This is a genomic window from Dolichospermum flos-aquae CCAP 1403/13F, assembly GCF_012516395.1.
Lineage (GTDB): Bacteria > Cyanobacteriota > Cyanobacteriia > Cyanobacteriales > Nostocaceae > Dolichospermum > Dolichospermum lemmermannii.
Genome location: NZ_CP051206.1, coordinates 2509555 through 2533057 on the forward strand (window position 1 = coordinate 2509555; position 23503 = coordinate 2533057).

Consider the following 23503-nt stretch of genomic DNA (forward strand, 5'->3'; position numbering starts at 1 on the left):
CTTTCCCAATGATATAGCGTTTATATTATCTAATAAATTTAGATCCCCGACTTCTTAGAGAAGTCGGGGATCTTTTTTTTAAGGTAGTTTAATACTCTGTGCTAATAAGCTTTGAAGACGTTGTCCGTGCGAACCACCTTGGTAAACTAAATCACCTTTGCCTAATAAATAGGCTGCTGTTGTTTCTTTTCCACCCAGAATAATACATGAATCTGCTTGGCTGGAGGTACGCAGGGCGACTCGTCCAGGTAGGTTAGAACGGATAATTGGGGTGACAATACTGGCTTCTGGACGTTGTGTGGAAATAATTAGATGAATACCGGCGGCTCTTGCCATTGCGCCTAAACGTTTGATACTTTGTTCTAATATGGTGCGAATTTCTTTTTCTGCCATAAAATCGGCATATTCATCAAATATACAGACAATACGTGGCAAAGCTGGGGAAGAACGTTGATTATAGGTGGTTAAATCTGCACATTTAGCTTTTTCAAATTTTTGATAACGAGATTCCATTTCTGCAACTAGTTCCTGCATTAATTCTACGGCGCGATCGCTATCTTTGACAACTGGTGCATATAACGACGACATTTGTTCAAATTCGGGAAATGTTACCCGCTTGGGGTCAACTAAGGCAATTTTGAGATGTTGGGGAGAATGACGATAGATTAAACTGAGAAGAAGCGATCGCAAAAACTCACTTTTTCCGCTGCCTGTTGTTCCCCCAACCAAAAAATGACAGGTATTCGGATCTGATAAATCAGCCTCTAACAACTTCCCATCAATACCCACTCCAATAGCAATTTTTACGGGTGCTGTTGGGGGTAAAAATTGCTTTTGAATAAAATCTTCAAATTTAGCAATTTGTCTATCTTGACGCGGTAAATCAATACTTACATAACCAGCTTGGGGAGCAATTAAAGGCGGATATTCTAACCCTAATTGTACTTGTAAATCAGCGGATAATCTGAGAATTGAAGGAACTTTCACACCTAAATGTGGTTTAATTTTCACCCGAATAAATGCCGGACTTACATCAGCACCATAATAATCTACATTAACCTTAAAAGATTCTAGAATTGTCACTAAAGATGCGCCAATTTCATCAGCATTAATAAATGTATCTTTCTGACTTTTAAAAGTATCTGAAAAACCTCTCTCCAAACCTCTCTCCTGCAAGGAGAGAGGCTTTGAATTCTCCCCCTTCCCTCGTAGGGAAGGGGGTTGGGGGGTTAGGTTTCGTGTTGGGTTTTCCAAATAATGTGAAAAGTCAGATATATCTTCTTGTTTTTTAGCAGGTGCTATAAAATCTGAATTTTCATCAATTTCAATAACTTGATTTGGCGGTGCATTAGATTCAACATTAAAAAAAGTTTGACATTTTTGTTGTTGGGGGCAAATTTCACACAAATGAGGTTGAGTTGTCGCAGGTGGTGGGTTAGTATTGGGAGATTCCCAACTTAACCATTGTTGCATTTGTAATAATTTATAGGGAATTAATTGATGAACAGTATTTTCTAGCTGTTCCCAAGAATATTTGTATTCTTTAAATTCTGGTAAAACACAATAAACAGCAGAATCAATAGGTGGTTTTTTCCGCTTCGATAACATATAACTATAGAGAGAAACTTGCGCTAATTGTGCTGCTGAATCTACAGGTTGATAGGTTTTAAATTCTACCATACAAAGGCGTTTAAGTTCAAAATTAAAAACCAGACAATCAAACTCACCTCTAATTAATTGTTTTGTCCCATTAGGTAAATCAAAGTAATATTCTAAACTGCGTTCTTCAGAAATAAAAGTATTCTGAATAACCGTTTCTGCACTGCAATAACGACGATTGATGATCAACAATTCAGTAAACTTTTTAATTAATCCTTGTAAACCTTGCCAAACTTGTAGCAGTAGAGAGGCTTTACTCGCGTCTTTTGCAATGGCATTTTGTAAATAGGGAAAGAACTTAATTTGATAGAATAATTGTTGAATTTTTGATGTTAGTTCATCTACATTTAATTGTGTTGCAGATGGATTTAATAAAGTTTTAAATCTGGGTTCAATTAGCAGTAAATTAATAAAATTATCCGCTAGTTGGTGAAAGATATTACCAATACCAGTAATGGTATCTTTAGAAGAGAATATTGCTTTACAATTAAAATTATGATTTAGATAAAATAGTCGCGGACACTCAAAAGCTAATCTAACTTTAGTAGGAGTTAAAGAAGAGTTTTCAGATTTATTATTTACCATATTAAATACACGACTGATAACATCAGGATTGGATATTTCCAGTAAGCGACGATGAACAGCAGCGAGATAAACTGTATCCATTGCTGCATATTTTAACTGTTTTTGACTCAGGGGACGTTTTCCCCAATCACTGCTTCCTTCTTCTGCGTCTACATTAGAAAAATGGCAGAGTTCAGCAGCTAGAGTTTTTAGTTTTAAGTTGGTAGTTTGTAAAACTTCTTTGGTGATTTTTCTAGCTATTTTGAAGGTACAGGTCACATTTTCTGCTAGTTCTTTTCCTAGATATTTTAAATCAAAACCAGCATTATGAAAAACTTTCTCAATTTGGGAATTAACCATGATTTGGTTAATGAAATATGCAGCCAAATCAGGTTTATCTAAAACATCAAAAATGTAAGCAGATTCACCATTTAAATCTGTATAATCAGCCAATACCTGAATTAGTGCTAATTTTGGTTTATCAGTATACCAATCAGCAATTTCCGTATCTATCCATAGGGTTTTAGATAGGGACAGTTGGAAAATTTGCTGGTAAATTTCGGTAGGTTGTGTCAGGTAGTGCATTGGCTGATCATCTTATAAAAAACAAGTGAATTTAAGCAATTAAACAAATTAATTGATCTGGTAATTTAGCTTTTGGGTTCATAATCTTAACCTTCTTTTCTTGACATAATAGATCAATTAAATGTTGAATATCAGTTTCTTTCACATCAGGAAATTGGCTAACTGCTTGTGAAATTAAAGTAGGTACTCCCATAAATGCTTGAGTTTTCACGAGATTTAATAGGAAATTTTTAACAGGTCTTAAATCTTTTCCTTCTTTACCATTTGGTTCTGGTTTTGGATTTGATTTAGAAACAATACCTAAATCCTGTAATAAAGTACATTGATTCAAAATCTCAGATTCATTAATTAAAGTTTCTAATCTTTGTAAATTAATCATTTTCCTACCAATTACTAATTCTTGAGATTTGGCAGAATTTACCAAACTTTGATATGTTGCCAAATAGTAAATAGACTGTAGACTTGGTTTAATATGAACATGATTAGTGTTGGTAAAAATCTGTCTATAGAGTTGATTTCCCGCCATGTTTGGTTTTCCTAAATCCCCACCACGAATTAAGTACATAGTTTGACAGAGATTTTTTTGAATGGCTATTTGACAAGCGTTCATTACATGATAAAAACTGGTCATACTTGAGTCTTCTGTCCAAACTATACCCAATTTTTCCCGCTTGGTAGGATGTTGATAACTCAAGGAATAACTAGCATACTTTCCGCTTAAAAGTTTAGTCTTAACCCCCTGCATTTTTAAACTAGATATAGACTGTTGCAACATCTGAATTAAATCAGGTGATGATAACAAAGAAATCTTGGTAATTTTCCCCTGACTTTTTGTATATTCGTGCTGCCATAATAATTGAAATTCTGCTTGAATTGTATCTTGATTATCTTGAGATCGTGGTGGAACAATGATTATAGGTTTAGGAACAGTTTTTTCATTGGGTGTTGTCACCTTTATTTGTATTGTAACTGGTTCGGGCTTTGGTTTTTCATCTAATAATGAACCTTTATATTTTTGATATTCATCACGACCTAGAGTTAGTGCATTTCTAGGTTTAGTTTTACTACCGGGGTAGTTTTTCTCCAACATTTCCCGATTTAGTGGAAAAATAGGAGATTCAGGTCTGGGATTTGCTAGTTGATGTAATGGTTTTAAGTGATAAGTCCAGAGTGCTTCTGCTTGTTCGAGTGTAATATCTTTTAACCTAGTTTTTCTATGTATTCCTGCTTTATCAGCTAGGAAAATTCGGTCAAGATGCCGATTCCAATTATTAGTAATAACGCTAATTATCACCAAGAAATTTTTTAAATTATTCCCATGAATTGTTGTATTGACATTTAAAAAAGGTTGTATATCCAGGAAACCTTCTGGTAATTGAGGCATAGTTTCTAAATTGTCAAAACATAAAACAATCGGTTGGGTTTGCGTAGAAATTCTGCCAAAGTTTGCTAAGATATTTTTTGCAGCATCTTCTGTATCAATGCAGGACTTGACCTTGATTGCCTTCATAGAATCTTCATTTAAATCATCACCACGCAGCCATTCACAAGCTAAATCATATAATTCTGGATTTGCGAGATCATGCAGCACTCCAAAAAACATATCAGGGTTATAAATACCTGCTTTTTTATAAGTATCTTTCAGGTGTTTGATAAATTTTTGCCGATTACTTTGTAATGCTTCCCAAAAATTATCATTAAATATTCTTTGTTTTATATCACTTCTTGTAAATGCGGTTAAACTTTTCAGCCACAACATTAACTGTGATTCCTTTTTATCTTCAGGAACTTGAATTAAACTATCAACAGTACGACGTAAAATATGCCGCCAAATGTGGGTACTATCAGGCCAGTCACATAGAATATAAGCAAAAAATGCTTTGCTATTAAATGAGCGTTTAATCCGTCTTAGTAAATAAGTTTTGCCAGAACCAGATTCACCTTCTAGTAAAACTGTACGACTACGATGATCTTCACCCACTAAATCTAGTAATTCTTCAATTTCTATGATTGCATTTTTATGAATTGACTCAACCATAAGTAATGAGTCTTCTTCGTCAGACCAAAACTCTAAATGTTTCATTTCGATGTCAAAAGGGTTGACCTCGCGTTTAATAATGTCGTTAATGTCTGTCATAGATACACATTTGTGAGAGGAGGAAGTGATGAAAAAATGAAAAATATTGGAAAACCTGTTAATTAACTATGATAAAGAACAGTTGTCCACCAATATTTTGAGGAATTCCCGCGTCAATTTGTTCTGGTGTATAAGCACTAGATTCTTGTAAGGTACTAAAATCAATTTTGTCACTTTTTTGCAATCTATACAACGCCTGATCTAAATCATCTCGTAATAAAGGCGGTTGTAACTTTTGCCGTAAATGGAAAATTGGTAAATAATTCTCTGTACCCAATTCCCGATCTAATTTCTTGATAGTCTCTAAAATTTCTTCATCACTAATATTGCTATTAATATCAGAATATGATTCCACATTATCAGAATTATCAGAAACTAAAATAGAAACTTTTTCTGACTTAACTCGCAAATTCTTCCGCAAAAACTGCACATAATTACCCAGCAAATTAAAGTCTATATTTGCTTTTCCTTCGGGATTATATTCATCCCGCAAAACCTTAATACCTCTTTCTGTTAACCAAACATCAGCGTTACGCATTTTCATCTTAATTTCAGCAGCAATCAAACCTCGTTCACTCAAGGTTTTTAAGATTACATCTCTTTCATCAGATTTTAGTCCTGAAACTTTGATTTCACTGGGGGCTATTTTTCCAGAACTTTTACTTATCTTCTCCAGTACCTTGAGTTCTTGATTATCAATAGGTAACTGTGTAGAGTCAAGTTTCAATAGTGCTTGACCAGGAGGTAAAATCTTGACTGTGGCAATTTCGCGGGAATAGTCTACATATTCCAGTTCCCCCAAATCTCGACAAATTTTGTTTTTCTCACTTTTAAAACTATCAAAAATGCTGGAACTCAAGCCAGTACGATAATTGGGACATCCCAACAGTTTTAAGATGAACTTTAACTCTTTCGTTTCCATACGGTTAGTCTTGCTGTATTCGATACTTGACTACTTTAGCGCGAATCACAAAAAAATAACACACAGTTTCCATATTAACTCTAATAAGAGCGATTTTTCACTAAAAACTCAAAATATTATCCAAGTTTTCACTGATTACGTTCTAAGTAAACGACAGGTTTTTTCTAGAGTTTTTCTACAAGCTTCCATGACAGGAAAAAACTGGGAAGACTTGGATCTTCTATCCATTGGACTTTTTTAGAAAAATTTTATACAGATATTAAATGAATTCCACCACATAAGGTATTATCTCTATTTCCATACCAAAACAATCACAAAATGAATACTGTTTAAACGAATGGTATGAACTGCAAATAAAACATGAAAATCTAAAAAGTAAACATCATACCAAAGACAAAAACTAAAATAGACCTGATTTCTCTCTACACCTCCGCGTCTCTGAGTGAGAAAAAATTATAGAGTAGAATAAAAACCGGCGTTGGTGAATTGGGGTATGAAAGTCGAAAATTCCATCTCTCAAACCCTTACTCTCTGCCCCTGGAGCGTCTCTGCGTGTTCGCGCAGCGTGCCGTAGGCATAATAAAATCATACTTTTACTCAGCAACACCTAAAAACCTACCCTAATCAACAATTTGCTAAAATCAAATTCCACTCATTTTGAGACAAAGGTATTACCTCTATTTCCATAGCAAAACAATCACAAGCTGCGGCTATTAAAGCCTTAATTATTGTTTCTTGATTGATAGTTTCTGGAAATTGGATAGGATGAAAAAACTCTTGATTAAATACCTTTCCAAACAACTCCGGATCTGGATTTAACCGCATAGAACCATGTTGAAGAATTGCGTCACCTTTCCGTAATTGGGCGCTACCAATCAGTTTAGAACCATCTGCTAAAACTAAATCTGCACCTGTCGCAGTCCCAAAACAATTAGGATTGTGAATATAACCGCGTCCAGCTTGGCCATAGTACAATTCTATATCGAGCGATCGCCATCCTTGAATCAAAAACTCACAAATCTTCGCATACACATCTAACCGATTTCCCCTCAGTCCAGACGTGACCACAGAGTAAGTTAAATCACCTTGATGTAAAACAGCCCTACCACCTGTAGGACGGCGCACCAAAGCCAATTTTTCACCTTTCCACCTCAAATTTTGCCAAAATTCGGGATATTGACGTTGATGATAACCTAAAGAAATTGCGGGTGGCGACCAAGTATAAAAACGTAAAGTTGGCGGATGTTTTCCTGACTCATGCTGTGCTAATAACCAGCGGTCTATAGCCATCTGAACATCACCAGCGGCCGCTAAAATCGGAATAAGTCGCCACACCTGCTGATCCGGCATTAAATATCACATCCCTAAACTAAAATTCTGGAAACTTAAACTGTACCAAACTCAGATTGCAGATATTCATCATTATCATCAGCAATACTAGCAACGATAGTAATGATCCGAGAAACTTCCCCTGGTGACAACTCCGCTAAAGTGCGTGTAGAAATCACAACCACCTGATTATCAATAATCCCGAACCGGGCTTCAAAGGTACTCACACAATTCATCTCTAACAAATATCGTGTCAATTTTGGTTCATTTTTAGCCGGTAACTTCAGCACCGCAGACCAAACCGTAATTGTATCTTCATCAGTAATTCCCGTCAATTGCACAAATACTTCTATACTGCCATATTGGAATTTCCACAGATATCCACCCTCAGCAGCATGACTAACCATTGCACTTTGATCTTGTGCTAGACTATCAATCACATTTTCAATTACTTCCACATGGTTTGGGGTTGTGGTGTCTTCAATAAGTTCAGTCAACAACTCATCTGGAGACTGGGCTTCTAGGTAGCTTGCCATACAGATTTTTCTCTAAAAATATAGTTACTGCCTTAATCTACTATTATGCTACCAAAAATGCCAGCATCTACTTCGTCTATTGTTCAAAGTTGAGATATCAGCCATACATTCGCCATTTTTTGCAGCTTGGGTTAAGAAACAGCGCAACTCAACGCATTTATTGAATTATGGTTTATGTCTCTGACACGCTACTGCAAACAACCTAACCTACAAATCAAAGCTTTTTTCAATTTGGTGAAGGTATTGATTAAAAGATGAGAAAGTATTGATCAAGATCACAGCCATACTGATTAGTATGACATAGGCTCAAGTTATTATTGTATATGTCAATTTCCTAATTATTTTTTCCCGGTTTCAGGCGTTTACATCCAGAACCATTAGATGTAAGTTACCTTTAACCTCATTGGCTGTCAACATCAAGTAAAGATATTAGAATTTATTGTCTAACTCTCTACTGTGCCTCATTAATAAAAGACAAACAAAACCCTATTTTGTCTATATTACATCATTCAATGCCTACTATCGGTTACATAAGCTACCAATTTCAGTTAAAATAGGCTATCAAAAACAGTTTATTTAGGGGTAGCACAAAAATTACTCGCCGGTTTGATGTTAAAAGATGTAAAAATGATGGCAGAGGAACAATTTACTGATTTACAGCATCAAGGGATACAAAACGATCAGTTAAATTGTGAGTTGCCGAATGTACAGCGATTGATCAAAACTCAAGTTGACAAATTGGGGTGCTATCTGTTAAAAGGTTCTAGAATGTGACGGAAAAACCCGAAAAAAACCCGAAAACTTTTTTGAGATTTTTCCGGATTAGTCAAAAAATCTGCGATTATTGTTACACTGATTTTAATAAGCACTATGAATATTAAACTTGATCACAGCACTCCATGTCATTTAACTTCCTTCTTTAGCCTACTGATGAAGGAAGGTATTTCCCCTAATCAAATCGTTTTGGGAATTGTTCAATTAGCCACCCAGACTCATGAATTAGACGGAATGATGGCATCAGCCGATTGTTTACGGTTGCTACTGGTACTGATGCCAGCAGAAACCTGTGCTAAAGGCGTTTCTCAGTATATATCATCTTTAGCAGCGGAAGGCGTTACTACTTTAATGTTATTAGATGCCTTGAGTCTAGCTTGCTATGTTTGTGGACAATCAGATGAAGCTAACCTAGTTCACTTGACTTACAAGAGATTACAAGCTGATGCTATTATCTCCCAAATGCTTCGTGATTAAGCCCTAAAATATTAATTTTTCATCCTTTTTTCAAAATCCAACTATTTTCAAGTTAACTTGTACTCAGACATGGCAATCATGGCAATTTTGTACTGAATCATTCCGTTTATTCATTAGGCAACCAGTCAATTCAATTAATTTATATTTTCTTTGCGATCCTTAGCCAATAGCTGTTAGCAGTGGCTAGAATTGGAATGTCGCCATATTTATGGTCAGTTTGACAGCACCGCATCTACCACTTTTGATCTGGTCTAGAAGTCTCTAGCACTGGGAAAATCCTTACATCAATAACTTTTCAGCTTTCTTATTTACCCTGTTGATATTCAATTAAAGCTCTAAACTAAAATAGTTATCTGCCAAATTGCCAAAATATTAGATCATTGCCGAAACATTTCTGGAATTCTCTGTTTTGCATAGATAGCGAGCATTTAGTTTCCAGTATCTCTACTGTTTTGTTGATTATTGGCTATAGAAAAATTTTTGACATTAAAAAGCGTCTGGGAGTGTTGCCGTGTTTCCACCCCAGACGCTTTTTAAATTTTCTCCTCACACACAAATATAACCTATCACTCTTTTCTTCAAATGGCAAGTACCTGAGACAACAATTTTGGAAATTGTTTGAAAGAGGGAACAGAGAATATTTTTCTTCCCCATGACAACTGTACGGGCGAAGCATTTGGAGAACTATTTTTTGTAATGACCGATAATTTATCTTCCAAATGCTTCGCCCCTACTAACCACTGACCACTAACCTAATGTAAAAAGTGCCTGACACCAGTGACAACCATGAGTAAACCCAGTTCATTAGCGGCTTTGATAGAGTCTTTATCTTTGAGACTTCCCCCTGGTTGGACAATGGCAGTAATTCCGGCTGCTGCTGCGGCTCTGACGGTATCATCGAAGGGGAAGAAGCCGTCACTAGCGAGAAATGCTCCTTGGGCTTTTTCTCCAGCTTGTTCGATAGCGATTTTTGTCGAACCAACGCGGTTCATTTGTCCAGCCCCTATACCCAAGGTTGTGCGATCGCTCGCTATGACGATAGCATTGGATTTAACGTGTTTGCAAACTTTCCAGGCAAATAGTAATTCCGCTAACTCACTGGGGGTGGGTTGACGCTCCGTGACAACTTGCCATTGACTAGGATCGGCAATGATATCATCAGCAGATTGGACTAAAAACCCACCTGCTACTGCTTTCACAGTTTCTTTTGGTCCAGTCAATAAATCTGGTAAAATCAAAACTCGGACATTACCTTTTTTAGTTAAAATTTCCTGGGCTGCTTCGTCACAACCAGGAGCAACCACGCACTCTAGGAATGTCTTCGTTAATTCCGTCGCTGTGGCTGCATCAATAGGACGGTTTAAAGCGACAATTCCGCCAAAAGCAGAGGTAGAATCAGCATTAAAAGCTTTTTGATAAGCGTCAAAAATGTCTGCTGCTTCCGCAGTTCCACAGGGATTAGTATGTTTGATAATTGTTGCTGCGGGACTATCTGTAAATTCAGCAATTATCCGCCGTGCAGCTTCCAAATCTACCAAATTATTGTAGCTGAGTTCCTTGCCTTGCAACTTAGTCGCTGCTGTCCAACCTGTGGCTTCACTCCCTGTTTGATACCAGGCTGCGGGTTGGTGGGGGTTTTCCCCATAACGCAAAGATTGGAGTTGTGTACCGGAAATAGTAAATTCTTGGGTTTGTGTGCCAGCTAAATAGGCAGCAATGGCATGATCATAACTAGCAGTATGCAAAAATCCTTTTAACGCGCATTTTTGGCGAAACTCTAAAGATGCTGCTCCATTTTGGCGTAATTCTTGCAAATACTCACCATATTGGGCAGGATCACATAATACCGTCAAATGGGCGTAATTTTTAGATGAAGCCCTTAACATTGCCGGGCCACCAATATCAATTTGTTCCACTGCGTCAGCTAGGGTAACTCCTGGTTTAGCAATAGTTTCCGCAAAAGGATAAAGATTCACAACTACCAAATCAATGGGTCGAATTTGATTATTTTCTAAATCTGTTATATCTTGTTCGACATCCCGCCGTGCTAAAATACCGCCATGAATGCGAGGATGAAGAGTTTTCACCCGACCGCCTAAAATTTCCGGTGAACCTGTATAATCAGAAACTTTTGTAACTGGTATGCCAGCATCTTTCAGGGTTTTGGCTGTTCCCCCACTGCTGATGATATCAAAGCCAAATTCTTCAACTAAACTCCGGGCTAAATCGCCTACACCAGTTTTATTAGATACACTCAGCAGGGCTAAACGCGCCATAATTTCCCAGATTCCTTTGGACTAAATTGCTTTCTGTGATGAACATTCTACCGAAAGGATGGTCAGAATCATAATTAGCCTGGGGAGTATTGACAAAGGAAACCCAACAAAATCTCAAAATGTTGGGTAACGCTATCGCTCCACCCAACCTACAATTATCTTTAATTCTTATCTCAATTATCCATGACTCCAACATTAGATTTTATTAGGGTTTCTCCACCAAAAAACCAAACACCAGACGCTTTAATCGTCACTCTACATGGTTGGGGTGCAAATGCCCAAGATGTGGCATCTTTAATCCCTCATGTCAATTTACCTGATTACGAATTTTTACTCCCCAATGCCCCCTATCCTTATCCTTATGCTGATACAGGGAGGGCATGGTATGACCTGCGGACGGAAAATATGTATGATGGATTAAATGAAAGTAAACAACTACTGATAGATTGGTTGCTCTCTTTAGAAAGTAATACAGGTGTACCGTTATCACGCACAATTTTGAGCGGATTTTCTCAAGGTGGGGCGATGACTTTAGATGTAGGATTAAGCTTACCCTTGGCAGGGTTAGTAGTGATAAGTGGCTATTTACATCCTAGTGTGGCAACGCTGAATCAAGGAAATTTTCCGCCAACATTAATCATGCACGGGACACAGGATGAAGTTGTTCCTCTCCAAGCGGCAATTAAGTCGAGAGATGTGGCACAATCTCTAGGTGTAGCAGTGGAATATCATGAATTTGCCATGGGACATGAAATTAATTTCCAAATGCTAGAAGTGCTACGAACTTTTGTTGTCAACACAATTGGTCAGCTTTAGTTACAGAATTTTTACAATTCCGGTGAAATTCACAAGAATTTTTACAAATTTAATGCTCGTTAATGAGTAAGATAGTAAAGGTGGAATCAACTCCACCCTCAGCTGAATGTAAGCGCTGCAAAAGGGAGGGGCAAGCATTATGAAAACTCTAAGCATTTCCAAAACAGAAATTTCTGCTATGACAGCGACAGAGGTACAGGATTTGGCTACACGTCTGGAATTAGATAATTATAGTAATGCTTTTGAGGGTTTAAATGATTGGCATCTATTGCGAGCAATTGCTTTTCAGCGTCCAGAGTTAGTTGAAGCCTATATCCACCTCTTAGATTTAGAAGCTTACGACGAAGCCTAACACCGCAGGGCGGAATTAAAAATTAATAATTAAAAATTAAAAAAGCAGATTACACAAGCTTTTGCAGATTTTTAATGGTTGGTTTACTTGCGCCGTTGTGTACCAGGGATTTTAGATTGGGTGGGACGGGCTAAAATCAAAGGTAATCGGAATTTTGCCCCAAAATGCCATCATTTACAAATCTCAAATCTAAACGGGTTATTATCTGTGTAGGCGGTGGTATAGCCGCCTACAAAGTCTGTGAATTGGTATCTACACTGTTCAAATCGGGTCTAGAAGTGCGAGTTATTCTCACTAAATCTGCCCAAGAATTTATTACTCCTTTAACTTTATCTACTTTATCCCGTAATCAAGCTTATACAGATGATAATTTTTGGCAGCCCATTTATTCTCGTCCTTTGCATATTGAGTTAGGTGAATGGGCTGATTTAATTGTGATTGCGCCTTTAACTGCTAATACTTTGGCTAAGTTAGCTTATGGAATGGCGGATAATTTGCTAACAAATACTATTCTCGCTTCTACTTGTTCGGTATTGTTAGCACCTGCCATGAATACAGATATGTGGCAACAGGTAGCAGTACAAAGAAATTGGCAGCAGCTATTGACAGATAGCAGATTTTATGGTATGGAAACAGGTTCTGGGTTGTTGGCTTGCGATCGCATTGGTGCTGGTAGAATGGCAGAAGCCGCCGAAATATTTGTTTATATTCAATCTTTATTACACACCCAAGGCAAGAGAGATTTAGCAGGGAAACAGGTTTTAATCAGTGCTGGGGGAACGCGAGAATATTTAGATCCGGTGCGATTTATTGGCAATCCATCCACTGGTAAAATGGGTTTAGCCTTGGCACAGGCTGCACTGCACAGAGGCGCAAAGGTAATATTAGTCCATTGTCCGGCGAATTGGGATGTACCTTTGGGAGTAGAAGCAATTGCGGTAGTTAGTGCGGAGGAAATGCAGCAGGTAATGTTCAAGCATTTAGGCAATGCAGATATAATTATCATGTCAGCCGCAGTTGCAGATGTCAAGCCTAGAGATTATAGTAGCGAAAAATTGCCCAAGCGATCGCTCCCCGAAAATCTTCCCCTAGCAGCAGTACCAGATATTGTCGCTGAACTGGGAAATCGTAAACAACCCCATCAATATTTAATTGGTTTTGCTGCACAAACTGGGGATATTATTACTCCTGCGCGGGAAAAATTGCAAAGAAAGAAATTAGATGCAATTGTAGCGAATCCTATTGATCAAGTTGATAGTGGTTTTGGGAGTGATAATAATCAAGCGGTGTTTTTAGATAAGTCAGGAAGAGAGTTAGAAATTCCGGCTTGTTCTAAGTTGGAAATGGCGCATTATTTGTTTGATTTTATTGTTTAATGGAATCAAATTATATTGTACTTTCTTTAGCATTCTGGAAATCTGTAAATAATTCATCTTCACTAATACCTCTTGTTTCCAGCAATTGTTGGATCTTTTGGACTGCTGCTTGTAAAGCCATTAAATCTTGTTTTTGAGGAGTAGGTTGTGTTGGTATGTAGTAACCTATTGGGACTCCATGAGAAGTAATTGCAATTGGTTCAGATGCTTGTTGTGTGTACTTATGTAAATTAGCCCGAAATTCTTTAATGCCTACAGATTGGATGTCCATAATAGTGAATTGACAAATTGTGTACACTTGAGTACACTATCACATGAACTTTGAATTATTGATAATAACCAAGCGGTGTTTTTAGATAAACAGGACTTACGCAACTGGCACATTGGTAGGGTGCGTCAGACTGCATAAATCCTGCAAATAAACAGATTGTTGATATCTGACGCACCCTACAACAGATTTTTAGTGTGACACTTACGTAAGTCCTAATAAAGAAGGAAGAGAGGTAGAAATTCCGGCTTGTTCTAAGTTGAAAATGGCGCATTATTTGTTTGATTTTGTTGTTTAATAGAATAAAATCACATTTTTCTATTTTATATATAGGACTTTTGAAAATGACTGTGCATTTACCTTGGATTGGCGTTACTATCTGCATGAGAACAATATCATTACTTGAAGAGTATCCTCAAAACATTGTGGGTAGTTTTTGGGTAATGTGTGGTTATGGATTTAATAATAAACAAATTCCTGATTGGTGGATTGATAATGTCTTAAAAGACAATCAAGCACAAGGTATTATTGATGCGTTTGAAAAAGGGTATTTTGAGGGAGAACATGATAACCCTTTATACTTGGGATTTTGTATTGTTGTTGTTGCAGATTCTTCTAATCCTGCTCATTTATCTTATGTTATTCAACACCTCAGAATGTGGGAAGCTGAGGGAATTTATTTATTAACAATAATGGCACGTCATAATATACCCGCTATTACAGAAGTTAGTTATCCTGAACATTTTTTAATTGATCGTTATGGAAAAGAAAATCCTAATTATAAATATCTTCGAGAAACACTAGATCATTGGTCAGTTCAAGTTTGGGAAGACTACTGTAGTTATCTCATGTCTGAACATGGTCAAAGGATGTTTTCTGACTATTGTGAAAAAATCAATGCCGTTAAAGATGAAGTCAAATCTACTGTAGAAAAAGGTGATAAACCCCTAGTTTTAACAGAAGGAGAAACTGACCCAATTTATATTAAAACTGCTTTAGAATTACTAGGAGAAAAGGAAATTTTAGCACAAGTTGATATTGAATGGGTAGGAATTTCCATAGGTAAAGGAAAAAGTATAAATACTGGTGATGGTGGTTTAAAAAATACCAGAGATGTTCTGATTTCCAACCCTAAATTCTTAACTAGAAAAGTATTATTAATTTATGACTGTGATACTGATAAATCTAATGAAGATCATGAATTATTGAAAATCAGAAAAATCCCTCAACAAAAGAATCGAAAAGTCAAAAAAGGGATTGAAAATCTATTTCCTGATCATTTATTTACAGAAGAATTTTATTTACCAAAAACCAAATATGGAGATTATGGAGAAGAAAACCAAATTCAAGAATTTCAAAAAATGAAATTTTGTAAATGGATATGTGAAGAAAGAAGAAAGGCTGAGGATTTTGTTGATTTTAAGATAATTATTGAATTTATCAAAGATTGTTTAGGAACAGTTACTTATTAGAAGAGCCTTTCAAAACTATCTCTTGTTATAGACTAGAAGTAGATATGATTTCCAAATTAATCTTTTTCTTCCTTTGCGTCTTTGCTCCTTTGCGTCTTTGCGCGAAACACTAAATTTAACAAACCAAAATCGTATAACCAATGAAGAAAATATTCTTAAAATGGCAGCGTCAAACTAAAAAACTAGGATTTTTAGCAACTATGATGACCGTGAGTATGGTTGCTTTCCTCATGCTATCATTCCCCTTAAATGCTCAAATTCCTAAATCCACAGAATTACGGGGAGTATGGTTAACAAATATTGATAGTGATGTTTTATTTGAAAGTAATCGTCTAAAACAAAGTTTACGAACATTACAACAACTCAACTTTAACACCGTTTATCCTGCCGTCTGGAATTGGGGATATACACTTTATCCTAGTAAAGTCGCAGCCAAAGTCATTGGTAAAGCAGTTGACCCTACCCCCGGACTGCAAAAGCGAGATATGCTCAAAGAAATAGTCACCGAGGGACATAAACAAAATTTAACAGTAATTCCCTGGTTTGAATTTGGCTTTATGGCTCCTGCTGATTCCCTTTTAGCTAAAAATCGTCCTACTTGGTTGACAAACCGCAGAGATGGCACAAAAATAGTCAAAGAAGGAACACATAACCGAGTTTGGTTAAATCCCTTTCGTCCCGAAGTGCAAAAATTTATTCAAGATTTGATAGTCGAAATAGTCAAAAACTATGACATTGATGGGATTCAATTTGATGATCATTTCGGACTACCATCAGAACTAGGATATGATGCCTACACAACAGCATTATACAAAAAAGAACACCAAGGTAAACTTCCCCCCGCAGACTTCAAAGATCCAGAATGGGTAAATTGGAGAGCGAACAAAATTACCGAATTTATGAAGCGAGTCTTTACAGCAATTAAAGCAAATAAAAAATATTGTATCGTTTCCGTTGCGCCTAATCCCCAGCGGTTTTCCTACGAATACTTCCTTGCAGATTGGCAGAAATGGGAAAGAATGGGAATAATTGAAGATTTAGTTTTACAGATTTATCGAAATGATTTAAACGTCTTTATCAGCGAATTAGAATATCCCGAAGTCAAACAAGCCCAAACTCATATTCCCGTCAGCATTGGCATTTTAAGTGGGTTAAAAAATCGTACAGTTCCCATGGAACAAATCAAAACCCAAATAGAAAAAGTCCGAGAGAGAAAATTTGCCGGCGTTTCCTTCTTCTTCTACGAAACCCTCTGGAACATGAGCCAAGAAAAACCCCAAAAACGCCAACAAACATGGCAAAAAATATTCCCCACACCCACAAACTACCCCAACCTATTAGCAGATTGGAAACCCTAGAAAATTGGTAAAGAAAATCTGGCGTTGCAGAATTAAAGGATGAAAGTGAAAAATTTAAAAGCATAAACTTTGCGCCTTTGCTCCTTTGCGCCTTTGCGCGAAACATAATTCTATGCAACGCCAAAATTCCTAACTACCGATACCCAAACGCCCAGCTAAAGCCGGAGTTAAAGGTAAAAGAGTAGCAATCATTAAAAACAAAGCCAAAAGACATAAAGCCGCTCTAGCATCATCTGGTTCACTGATTTCATTCAAACTAGGACGTTCTAAATCCCGTTGTAAAAACAAAATCACAATTGCCCAATACATCGCCAAAGGATTACCTAATGATACGATAGCCAGTAAAACTATCGTCGCAAAGGTGGTTCTCCCTGCGGTTTTGCGTCCATAAATCGCTTGTACAATCCTCCCCCCGTCCAATTGTCCAGCGGGCATTAAATTCAACGCAGTGATAACTAATCCTAACCAACCAACAATTACCAAAGGATGAATATTCACCAACGGAGATTGTAAAGCCGAACCGAGGACAACTCGTGCCAAGCTACCGACTAAAATTGAACCTTGGAAAAACTGATTGGGTAATTGAAATAAACTGCCTGGGTGGGACAGTAGCAATCCTATTACCAGTAATAGCAGGGAAGTAATCCCCCCAAAAGCCGGTCCAGCCAAAGCAATATCAAATAAAGCATTACGGCTAGGGACAAGGGACTCAAACCGAGTAATTGCCCCAAAAGAACCAATTTGCACTGCTGGTAAAAAGAATGGCCAACTTAATTTGACTTGGTGACGACGCGCTAATAGCCAATGTCCCACTTCGTGAGAGATCAAAATTACCAATAAACCCAAGGCAATAGGTAAGGTTTCTGCAAAGCGTTCGGGGTTACTGAATAAATCGAAATTCTGTAATATACCCCCCACTTCTAAGCTGGTAGCGATAGTTGCTATGAACAAGATCACCGCAAAAGCTTTTTGTGCTAACTGGGTGCGTTGGGGGTCTGTGCGGCTAGGGAGAACAATCATCACAGGTTTACTGTCAGTATCTTCTACCAAAAACAGCCGATATTTATCATCTAACCGTTCTTGTAAAGTTTTCGTCAGTCGGTTGTGAACGGCTTCTGGTTCTCCGCGCAAGTTGCCTTTAAAAACTACTCCTTCTTGGTAGGGAATAGTTTCGGTGGCAAAAAATGTGTCAATGCCAAAAATGCCTCTAATTAGGCTTAAATCTGCTTCAGGTATGGGTGTTGGTGCTAATTGCAGTTCTGATACTACGACTGAACTGTCTTTATCACCTTCGCTTGCAGTTTGGGCAGCGAGTCGCTCTGTTGCCCGTTGTTTGAGAATAGCATCTTGTCCCGCGTCCCGTAATTTTCTACCCAGGAAAATATACAATCCAGCGGAAGCTACAACTAAGAACAAGATACCAACGATGTTGATATAAATCCCAGCGGCAAATAATCCAAAGAACAAAAGCCAGGGAGTCATTAAAACGAGGGATTGTAACCAGGCTAAGATGCCTAGTTTACCAAAAGGTCTGGCGCGATAAAAGCCCCAGCCTAAAATGCCGGACGCTATCAGCACAATGGCTGCAATTATAGGAGTTTCCGATGAAGTCAACATCTCTAAACCTTTGCTATTGAGACCGAAGCTAGTACCGCAGTGCGGAATTAAAAATTAAAAATTAAAAATTAAAAAAGCAGATTACACAAGCTTTTGTCAAATTTTTAATGGTTGATTGACTTACGCCGTTGTGTACTAGTACAAGTCTGTTTTTCTATATATTTTACCATTTTTGAGGATAAAATCAATAAATAAGTTGATTTGTTTTCTGCTCAAATTGCGCTATGTTGTGGTGACACTACACGCAGTTATCAGGCTTTAAGTAATATTCTTTTGTCAAAGAATTGACAAAGTGCAATTTTTATGATTTGAAAATTCGCTACAAAAGGACAGTATCAAAGTTCTGATGCTGTTTCAGGGGCAATAATTTCTCCAGCACCCAGTTTTAACATTATATCCTGATCGGTAATCAATTCTTTGAGTTCTTTAACTTGCAAATTCATTTTTTCACAAGCTTGGCGTAATTCTTGAGCAAATGTATTAATATCATCCCCATAACCACACTGACACGCAGCGGTTTCTATTCCCTGGTTAGCGTTTGCTCTAGCACAATCTACTAATTCTGTATCATGTAATGGTTTTGGAGATGCCATAAGTGGATTTTTTAGTATTTATCTATTTCCATTTTGCGATTATCTTAGTTATTAAATATTTATTCATCTCTCTTTAGTCTGAATTTTTTAGTAATTAATATGGCATTTGTTTGTGTGGCGGACTGTATTTTTTTAAACTAACCGCAGAGGCGCAGAGGTCGCAGAGGTGGAGAATGAAGAGATGGAGATTTTTATATTTAACAAAACGATACATTTACAATCTTTATTTGCACTCTCTCTTGGGGTATATATTAGGTAAGGAAGTAGTATGGGTATGGGGATATGGTGACACTAAATATTGATGATTTTCAGGAAGTTGATAAATTTCGGAGTTTACAATTAACTTTACGCGATCGCTGGAAAACTAGCGAGTTATTCGATAATAGTGAAGCGGATATTTTAATTATTCCTTCTTTGAGTATAGATCAGCGGGAATTGCTCAAGGTGGAAGGATGTGAGCATTATGAGGAAAGGTTACTTTTTTCGTTAATGCGGTTACGAAATCCCCGCACTAGGTTAATTTATGTGACTTCAATGCCGCTTCATCCTAGCATTATTGACTATTATCTGCAATTACTTCCTGGTATTCCTTTTTCTCATGCTCGTCATCGGTTATTATTACTTTCTACTTATGATTCTTCTTTAAAACCTCTGAGTCAAAAAATATTGGAACGTCCTCGCTTATTAGAAAGAATTCACAAGGCTTTGCGGTTAGATAAGGCTTTTATGGTCTGTTATAATTCTACTTTTTGGGAATCGGAATTATCTCTAAAGTTGGGTGTACCTTTATATGCTGCTGCACCAGATTTACAAATTTGGGGAACAAAAAGCGGCAGCAGACAAATTTTCAAAGAAAGTGATGTCCCTCTTCCCGACGGTAGTGAGTTAGTCAGAAATACCAAGGATCTAGCCAATGCTGCGGCTGATTTGTGGGAACGTCAACCCACATTACAAAGAATGGTAATTAAGTTGAATGAAGGGTTTTCAGGAGAGGGAAATGCACTCTTAGATTTAAGACAAATAATGGATTTTGCACCGGGAAAAGCTGATCATATTCACAGGGTAGCAGCTATTAGCGATCGCTTTCTAAATTTACGCTTTCAATCTTTACAAGAAACCTGGGCAAATTTTTCCCAACGCATTCCCGAATTAGGGGCAATTGTTGAAGCTTTTATCGAAGGAGAAATCAAAAACTCTCCCAGTGTTCAAGGCAGAATTACACCCAATGGAGAGGTAGAAATTATTTCTACCCATGACCAAATTTTAGGGGGTCCAGACGGGCAAATTTATATAGGTTGTCGTTTTCCTGCGGATGCAAATTATCGCTGTGAGTTACAGGAATTAGGTTTAAGAGTTGGCAAAAAATTAGCAGAGAAAGGAGCTTTGGAAAGATTTGCAGTTGACTTTGTGACTGTTGATAAAGGTGATGGTAAATGGGATATTCAAGCCATTGAAATTAACCTTCGTAAAGGGGGAACAACTCACCCATTTATGACTTTAAAATTCCTCACTAATGGTCGTTATGATTTATCCACGGGTTTATTTTATAGTCAACAAGGTAGACCAAAATATTATATTGCCACAGACAATTTGCAAAAAGCTAGTTATCAGGGATTATTACCTAATGATTTAATGGATATTATCGCCCACCATAGACTACATTTTGATAGTGGCATGGAAACAGGTACAGTATTTCATCTTATGGGTTGCCTTTCCCAGTTTGGTAAATTAGGATTAACAAGTATTGGTGATTCTCCCCAAGAAGCCCAAGACATTTATCACAAAGTTATTGAAGTTCTTGATCAAGAAACTAGCAGCGATTATACTAATCGTGCTATGTTTTCTGATGACAATTTTCCTCTAACTGGAGATGGATATAGTTGTTAAAATTTTGAGGGTGCTATGTTACAAATATCACAAATGTATAAGCAACTGAACTTACCTAAGTATTTTATAGTTGTATTATGGTTTTTATTATCACTGATGGGAGTGGTAATCTTGTTGGGAACGTTCCCACCTACTAACACTAATAATCCCTTAGAAACAAGCAATACCGTAGTATTACATGATCAACAAAAACAATATAAATTAGGGAAATATCTGGAAATTTTCCAAGATCCAACCCAACAGTTAACAATAGCAGATGTTAGTCAACAGCCACAAAAATTTACCCCCAGTCAAACAGATATCCCGAATATGGGCTTCTCTAAATCTGCAATTTGGGCTAAGGTAAAGTTACAAAATCATAGCACTGTCACCTCAGAATGGTATCTTCAAGGCGCACCTAATAATGTGGATCAGGTGGAATTATATATTCCTCAAGGAAATACCTGGATTAAAAAACAAATTGGTCGCTTACTGCTTTTTTCTAATCGTGAACTGTCAGATCGTAAGCTTATATTTATCCTCCCTTTAGCTGTAGATGAAGAAAAGACTATTTATTTGCGATATACCAGTCAGGGAACTATAGCCATTGATGTCATTCTCTGGACACCTCTTGCTTACTATAAAAGTAGTTCTACCCAGCAACTATTACTGGGTGGATTTTATGGGATTTTATTGAGTTTTGTAATCATAAATTTACTGCTGGTTTGCTTATTAAAAGATGTCGTTTACCAATACTACGTTCTTTTCCTAATTGGTCTGACTGGTCAGTTTTTTATCAGATATGGTTTGGCCTTCCAATATCTATGGCCAGAATTTCCTGGATATAACATTCCTGTTTTATTAATATTTCTATGCATTATTCTAGTAGGCTGTTCCAGCTTCTTTATCTCATTTTTGCAAGTGCGTGTTTATAGTCATCAACTCTACAAACTCATGAATTGGTTTCGCTGGACTAGTGTGGGATGTACTTTATTTAATTGGTATTTTCCTGTTCGTAATAGCATCATTATTATTATGTTGTTGTTGATAATTATGTCTATAGTGATGATTTATGCTAGTTTCTACATCTGGTCTAAAGGTTTTACTCCGGCTCGATTTGCTATTTTAGCATTTAGCTGCTTTTTATTAGGTACAGCTATGTTGTGTGCTACCAACCTTGGTTGGTTCTCTGTCAATCCATTGACTGAAGAATTTATTCGTCTTCAAGTAATTGGCTTATTATTTTTTTTAGCCATAGCTTTAAGCGATCATATTAATTTATTGAAAAAAGAACGCAACAAACTAGCATCAGAACAACAAAAACTAGCCATGATAGTGGAAAATAGTTCAGAATTTATTACTATTACTAATCTTAATGGAGAAACAATTTTTATGAATGATGCGGCGAAGAAAATGATCGGTTTAATTGGTGAAAATTATGATTCAGAAGTAAATATATTAGATTATCTTTGTCCAGAGGAGCGAAATTTATTTGAATCACAGATTTTGCCAACTGTATTAGAAATAGGAAGTTGGGAAGGAGAATTAAAATTTTGTAACTTGAAAACAGGAACAATCATTTATAGTATCGCTTATTTTTTATTAATCAAGGATCAGCTAACAGCAAAAACCACTAGTTTAGCATCTATTATTAGGGATATATCTCCAATTAAACAAGCTAAAAATGAGATAATTGAGGCACTAGAAAAACAAAAGGCTATTAGCGAAATGAAATCGCGCTTTATGACAATGTCATCCCATGAGTTTCGCACACCTCTAACCATTATCTCCTCATCTACAAGCATTTTACAAAACTTTGGCGATCGCCTCACTTCAGAAAATAAACAGGGACACCTAGAGACTATCCAAGAAACTATTACTCGGATGATTCAACTTCTAGACGATGTCCTCACTATCAACCGCACCGAAGCTGAAAAAATAGAATTTAACCCAGAATTAAGTGATATAATTGCTTTCTGTCATGATCTCAAAGAGAAAATAGAAACTACTTGTCAGCACCATACCATTGACTTTTCTTGGAACTTAGGCGCAGGAGTTACAGACAGTTCTCTAATTGTTAATTTTGATCAAAAACTCTTGCATCAGATTCTGACTAATTTACTGACTAATGCCATTAAATACTCACCTGGAAAAACTTTAGTTGATTTTAATTTAACAAAAGAAAATGACCAACTGATCTTTAAAATCACCGATAGTGGCATCGGTATTCCTGAAAAAGATCAGGTTAATTTATTTACATCTTTTTATAGAGCCTCTAACGTCGGTTCGATTTCTGGCACAGGTTTGGGATTATCCATAGTGAAAAAATGTGTAGATTTGCACAAAGGCAAAATTATCTTAGATAGTCAAGTAGGACAAGGAACAACATTTACAGTAATTATTCCCTGGGAACAGTAAAAACTTATTTACCGCTTAATTATACTCCAATGATTAACATTAACGCTAACAATACAAATACACTATACTAATCATGTGTTAACATTAAACATGGGTTGAGCATTCTGG

18 protein-coding genes are annotated in these 23503 nt (G+C 36.8%); 8 read left to right on the forward strand and 10 right to left on the reverse strand.

Features of this window, described 5'->3' with window-relative positions; translation table 11 throughout:
- Window positions 1–78: 78 nt before the first annotated feature.
- The 5 genes from HGD76_RS12430 to HGD76_RS12450 form a co-directional block, all read right to left on the reverse strand.
- Window positions 79–2808 carry a DNA translocase FtsK gene (locus HGD76_RS12430; protein ID WP_168695962.1) on the reverse strand — a complete coding sequence of 910 codons (2730 nt, stop codon included), beginning with the start codon at window positions 2806–2808 and terminating at the stop codon, window positions 79–81.
- Window positions 2809–2839: 31 nt separating this feature from the next.
- Entirely contained in the window at window positions 2840–4945 is a 2106-nt protein-coding gene (locus HGD76_RS12435; protein ID WP_168695963.1) for an ATP-binding protein, read from the reverse strand.
- Between the two features lie 58 nt (window positions 4946–5003).
- Complete coding sequence (locus tag HGD76_RS12440) at window positions 5004–5867, reverse strand: transcription factor RcaD (protein ID WP_168695964.1); 864 nt, start codon at window positions 5865–5867, stop codon at window positions 5004–5006.
- A gap of 624 nt (window positions 5868–6491) precedes the next feature.
- On the reverse strand, window positions 6492–7217 hold the full coding sequence (locus tag HGD76_RS12445; RefSeq protein WP_168695965.1) for a lipoate--protein ligase family protein: 726 nt from the start codon (window positions 7215–7217) through the stop codon (window positions 6492–6494).
- 35 nt (window positions 7218–7252) lie between these two features.
- Window positions 7253–7732: a YbjN domain-containing protein gene (locus tag HGD76_RS12450; RefSeq protein WP_015078557.1), complete on the reverse strand. Its 480-nt coding sequence runs from the start codon at window positions 7730–7732 to the stop codon at window positions 7253–7255.
- Window positions 7733–8602: 870 nt separating this feature from the next.
- On the opposite strand from HGD76_RS12450, the gene HGD76_RS12455 reads away from it, so the two are divergent.
- Window positions 8603–8983, forward strand: a complete 381-nt coding sequence (locus tag HGD76_RS12455; protein ID WP_015078555.1) for a hypothetical protein — start codon at window positions 8603–8605, stop codon at window positions 8981–8983.
- 578 nt (window positions 8984–9561) lie between these two features.
- On the opposite strand, the gene HGD76_RS12460 is transcribed toward HGD76_RS12455, so the two are convergent.
- Both HGD76_RS12460 and purH read right to left on the reverse strand, forming a co-directional pair.
- Entirely contained in the window at window positions 9562–9702 is a 141-nt protein-coding gene (locus HGD76_RS12460; RefSeq protein ID WP_168695966.1) for a hypothetical protein, read from the reverse strand.
- Between the two features lie 33 nt (window positions 9703–9735).
- Window positions 9736–11259: a bifunctional phosphoribosylaminoimidazolecarboxamide formyltransferase/IMP cyclohydrolase gene (gene purH, locus HGD76_RS12465; RefSeq protein ID WP_168695967.1), complete on the reverse strand. Its 1524-nt coding sequence runs from the start codon at window positions 11257–11259 to the stop codon at window positions 9736–9738.
- Window positions 11260–11442: 183 nt separating this feature from the next.
- Here purH and HGD76_RS12470 point away from each other — a divergent pair, with 183 nt between their 5' ends.
- The 3 genes from HGD76_RS12470 to coaBC all read left to right on the forward strand — a co-directional run bounded on the left by HGD76_RS12470 (window position 11443) and on the right by coaBC (window position 13803).
- Window positions 11443–12075 (forward strand): alpha/beta hydrolase, encoded by a 633-nt coding sequence (locus HGD76_RS12470; RefSeq protein WP_168695968.1) that lies wholly within the window; start codon window positions 11443–11445, stop codon window positions 12073–12075.
- Window positions 12076–12214: 139 nt separating this feature from the next.
- Complete coding sequence (isiD, locus tag HGD76_RS12475) at window positions 12215–12427, forward strand: protein IsiD (protein ID WP_148761297.1); 213 nt, start codon at window positions 12215–12217, stop codon at window positions 12425–12427.
- A 164-nt stretch (window positions 12428–12591) separates the two neighbouring features.
- Complete coding sequence (coaBC, locus tag HGD76_RS12480) at window positions 12592–13803, forward strand: bifunctional phosphopantothenoylcysteine decarboxylase/phosphopantothenate--cysteine ligase CoaBC (protein WP_168695969.1); 1212 nt, start codon at window positions 12592–12594, stop codon at window positions 13801–13803.
- A gap of 10 nt (window positions 13804–13813) precedes the next feature.
- Here the strand turns inward: coaBC and HGD76_RS12485 are convergent, their stop codons facing one another.
- Entirely contained in the window at window positions 13814–14074 is a 261-nt protein-coding gene (locus HGD76_RS12485) for a type II toxin-antitoxin system Phd/YefM family antitoxin (protein WP_168695970.1), read from the reverse strand.
- A 341-nt stretch (window positions 14075–14415) separates the two neighbouring features.
- Between HGD76_RS12485 and HGD76_RS12490 the strand changes: the two genes are divergently transcribed.
- On the forward strand, window positions 14416–15543 hold the full coding sequence (locus tag HGD76_RS12490) for a hypothetical protein (protein ID WP_168695971.1): 1128 nt from the start codon (window positions 14416–14418) through the stop codon (window positions 15541–15543).
- A 140-nt stretch (window positions 15544–15683) separates the two neighbouring features.
- Complete coding sequence (locus HGD76_RS12495; protein WP_168695972.1) at window positions 15684–16901, forward strand: glycoside hydrolase family 10-like protein; 1218 nt, start codon at window positions 15684–15686, stop codon at window positions 16899–16901.
- 129 nt (window positions 16902–17030) lie between these two features.
- Here HGD76_RS12495 and HGD76_RS12500 read toward each other — a convergent pair whose 3' ends face one another.
- Together HGD76_RS12500 and HGD76_RS12505 are read right to left on the reverse strand one after the other, a co-directional pair.
- Window positions 17031–18518: a site-2 protease family protein gene (locus tag HGD76_RS12500; RefSeq protein ID WP_168695973.1), complete on the reverse strand. Its 1488-nt coding sequence runs from the start codon at window positions 18516–18518 to the stop codon at window positions 17031–17033.
- A 335-nt stretch (window positions 18519–18853) separates the two neighbouring features.
- Window positions 18854–19111 (reverse strand): hypothetical protein, encoded by a 258-nt coding sequence (locus HGD76_RS12505; protein ID WP_168695974.1) that lies wholly within the window; start codon window positions 19109–19111, stop codon window positions 18854–18856.
- A gap of 282 nt (window positions 19112–19393) precedes the next feature.
- Here HGD76_RS12505 and HGD76_RS12510 point away from each other — a divergent pair, with 282 nt between their 5' ends.
- Window positions 19394–20998 carry a peptide ligase PGM1-related protein gene (locus HGD76_RS12510; protein ID WP_168695975.1) on the forward strand — a complete coding sequence of 535 codons (1605 nt, stop codon included), beginning with the start codon at window positions 19394–19396 and terminating at the stop codon, window positions 20996–20998.
- Between the two features lie 33 nt (window positions 20999–21031).
- A complete protein-coding gene (locus HGD76_RS12515; protein ID WP_168695976.1) occupies window positions 21032–23395 on the forward strand; it encodes a 7TM-DISM domain-containing protein in 2364 nt (787 codons plus the stop codon).
- Window positions 23396–23503: the final 108 nt, after the last annotated feature.

Excerpts from the sequence above, each read along its gene's own strand:
- HGD76_RS12430 (WP_168695962.1), bottom strand. The coding sequence starts at position 2,808 with ATGCACTACCTGACACAACCTACCGAAATTTACCAGCAAATTTTCCAA.
- HGD76_RS12435 (WP_168695963.1), bottom strand. The coding sequence starts at position 4,945 with ATGACAGACATTAACGACATTATTAAACGCGAGGTCAACCCTTTTGAC.
- HGD76_RS12440 (WP_168695964.1), bottom strand. The coding sequence starts at position 5,867 with ATGGAAACGAAAGAGTTAAAGTTCATCTTAAAACTGTTGGGATGTCCC.
- HGD76_RS12445 (WP_168695965.1), bottom strand. The coding sequence starts at position 7,217 with ATGCCGGATCAGCAGGTGTGGCGACTTATTCCGATTTTAGCGGCCGCT.
- HGD76_RS12450 (WP_015078557.1), bottom strand. The coding sequence starts at position 7,732 with ATGGCAAGCTACCTAGAAGCCCAGTCTCCAGATGAGTTGTTGACTGAA.
- HGD76_RS12455 (WP_015078555.1), top strand. The coding sequence starts at position 8,603 with ATGAATATTAAACTTGATCACAGCACTCCATGTCATTTAACTTCCTTC.
- purH (WP_168695967.1), bottom strand. The coding sequence starts at position 11,259 with ATGGCGCGTTTAGCCCTGCTGAGTGTATCTAATAAAACTGGTGTAGGC.
- HGD76_RS12470 (WP_168695968.1), top strand. The coding sequence starts at position 11,443 with ATGACTCCAACATTAGATTTTATTAGGGTTTCTCCACCAAAAAACCAA.
- isiD (WP_148761297.1), top strand. The coding sequence starts at position 12,215 with ATGAAAACTCTAAGCATTTCCAAAACAGAAATTTCTGCTATGACAGCG.
- coaBC (WP_168695969.1), top strand. The coding sequence starts at position 12,592 with ATGCCATCATTTACAAATCTCAAATCTAAACGGGTTATTATCTGTGTA.
- HGD76_RS12485 (WP_168695970.1), bottom strand. The coding sequence starts at position 14,074 with ATGGACATCCAATCTGTAGGCATTAAAGAATTTCGGGCTAATTTACAT.
- HGD76_RS12490 (WP_168695971.1), top strand. The coding sequence starts at position 14,416 with ATGACTGTGCATTTACCTTGGATTGGCGTTACTATCTGCATGAGAACA.
- HGD76_RS12495 (WP_168695972.1), top strand. The coding sequence starts at position 15,684 with ATGAAGAAAATATTCTTAAAATGGCAGCGTCAAACTAAAAAACTAGGA.
- HGD76_RS12500 (WP_168695973.1), bottom strand. The coding sequence starts at position 18,518 with ATGTTGACTTCATCGGAAACTCCTATAATTGCAGCCATTGTGCTGATA.
- HGD76_RS12505 (WP_168695974.1), bottom strand. The coding sequence starts at position 19,111 with ATGGCATCTCCAAAACCATTACATGATACAGAATTAGTAGATTGTGCT.
- HGD76_RS12510 (WP_168695975.1), top strand. The coding sequence starts at position 19,394 with ATGGTGACACTAAATATTGATGATTTTCAGGAAGTTGATAAATTTCGG.
- HGD76_RS12515 (WP_168695976.1), top strand. The coding sequence starts at position 21,032 with ATGTATAAGCAACTGAACTTACCTAAGTATTTTATAGTTGTATTATGG.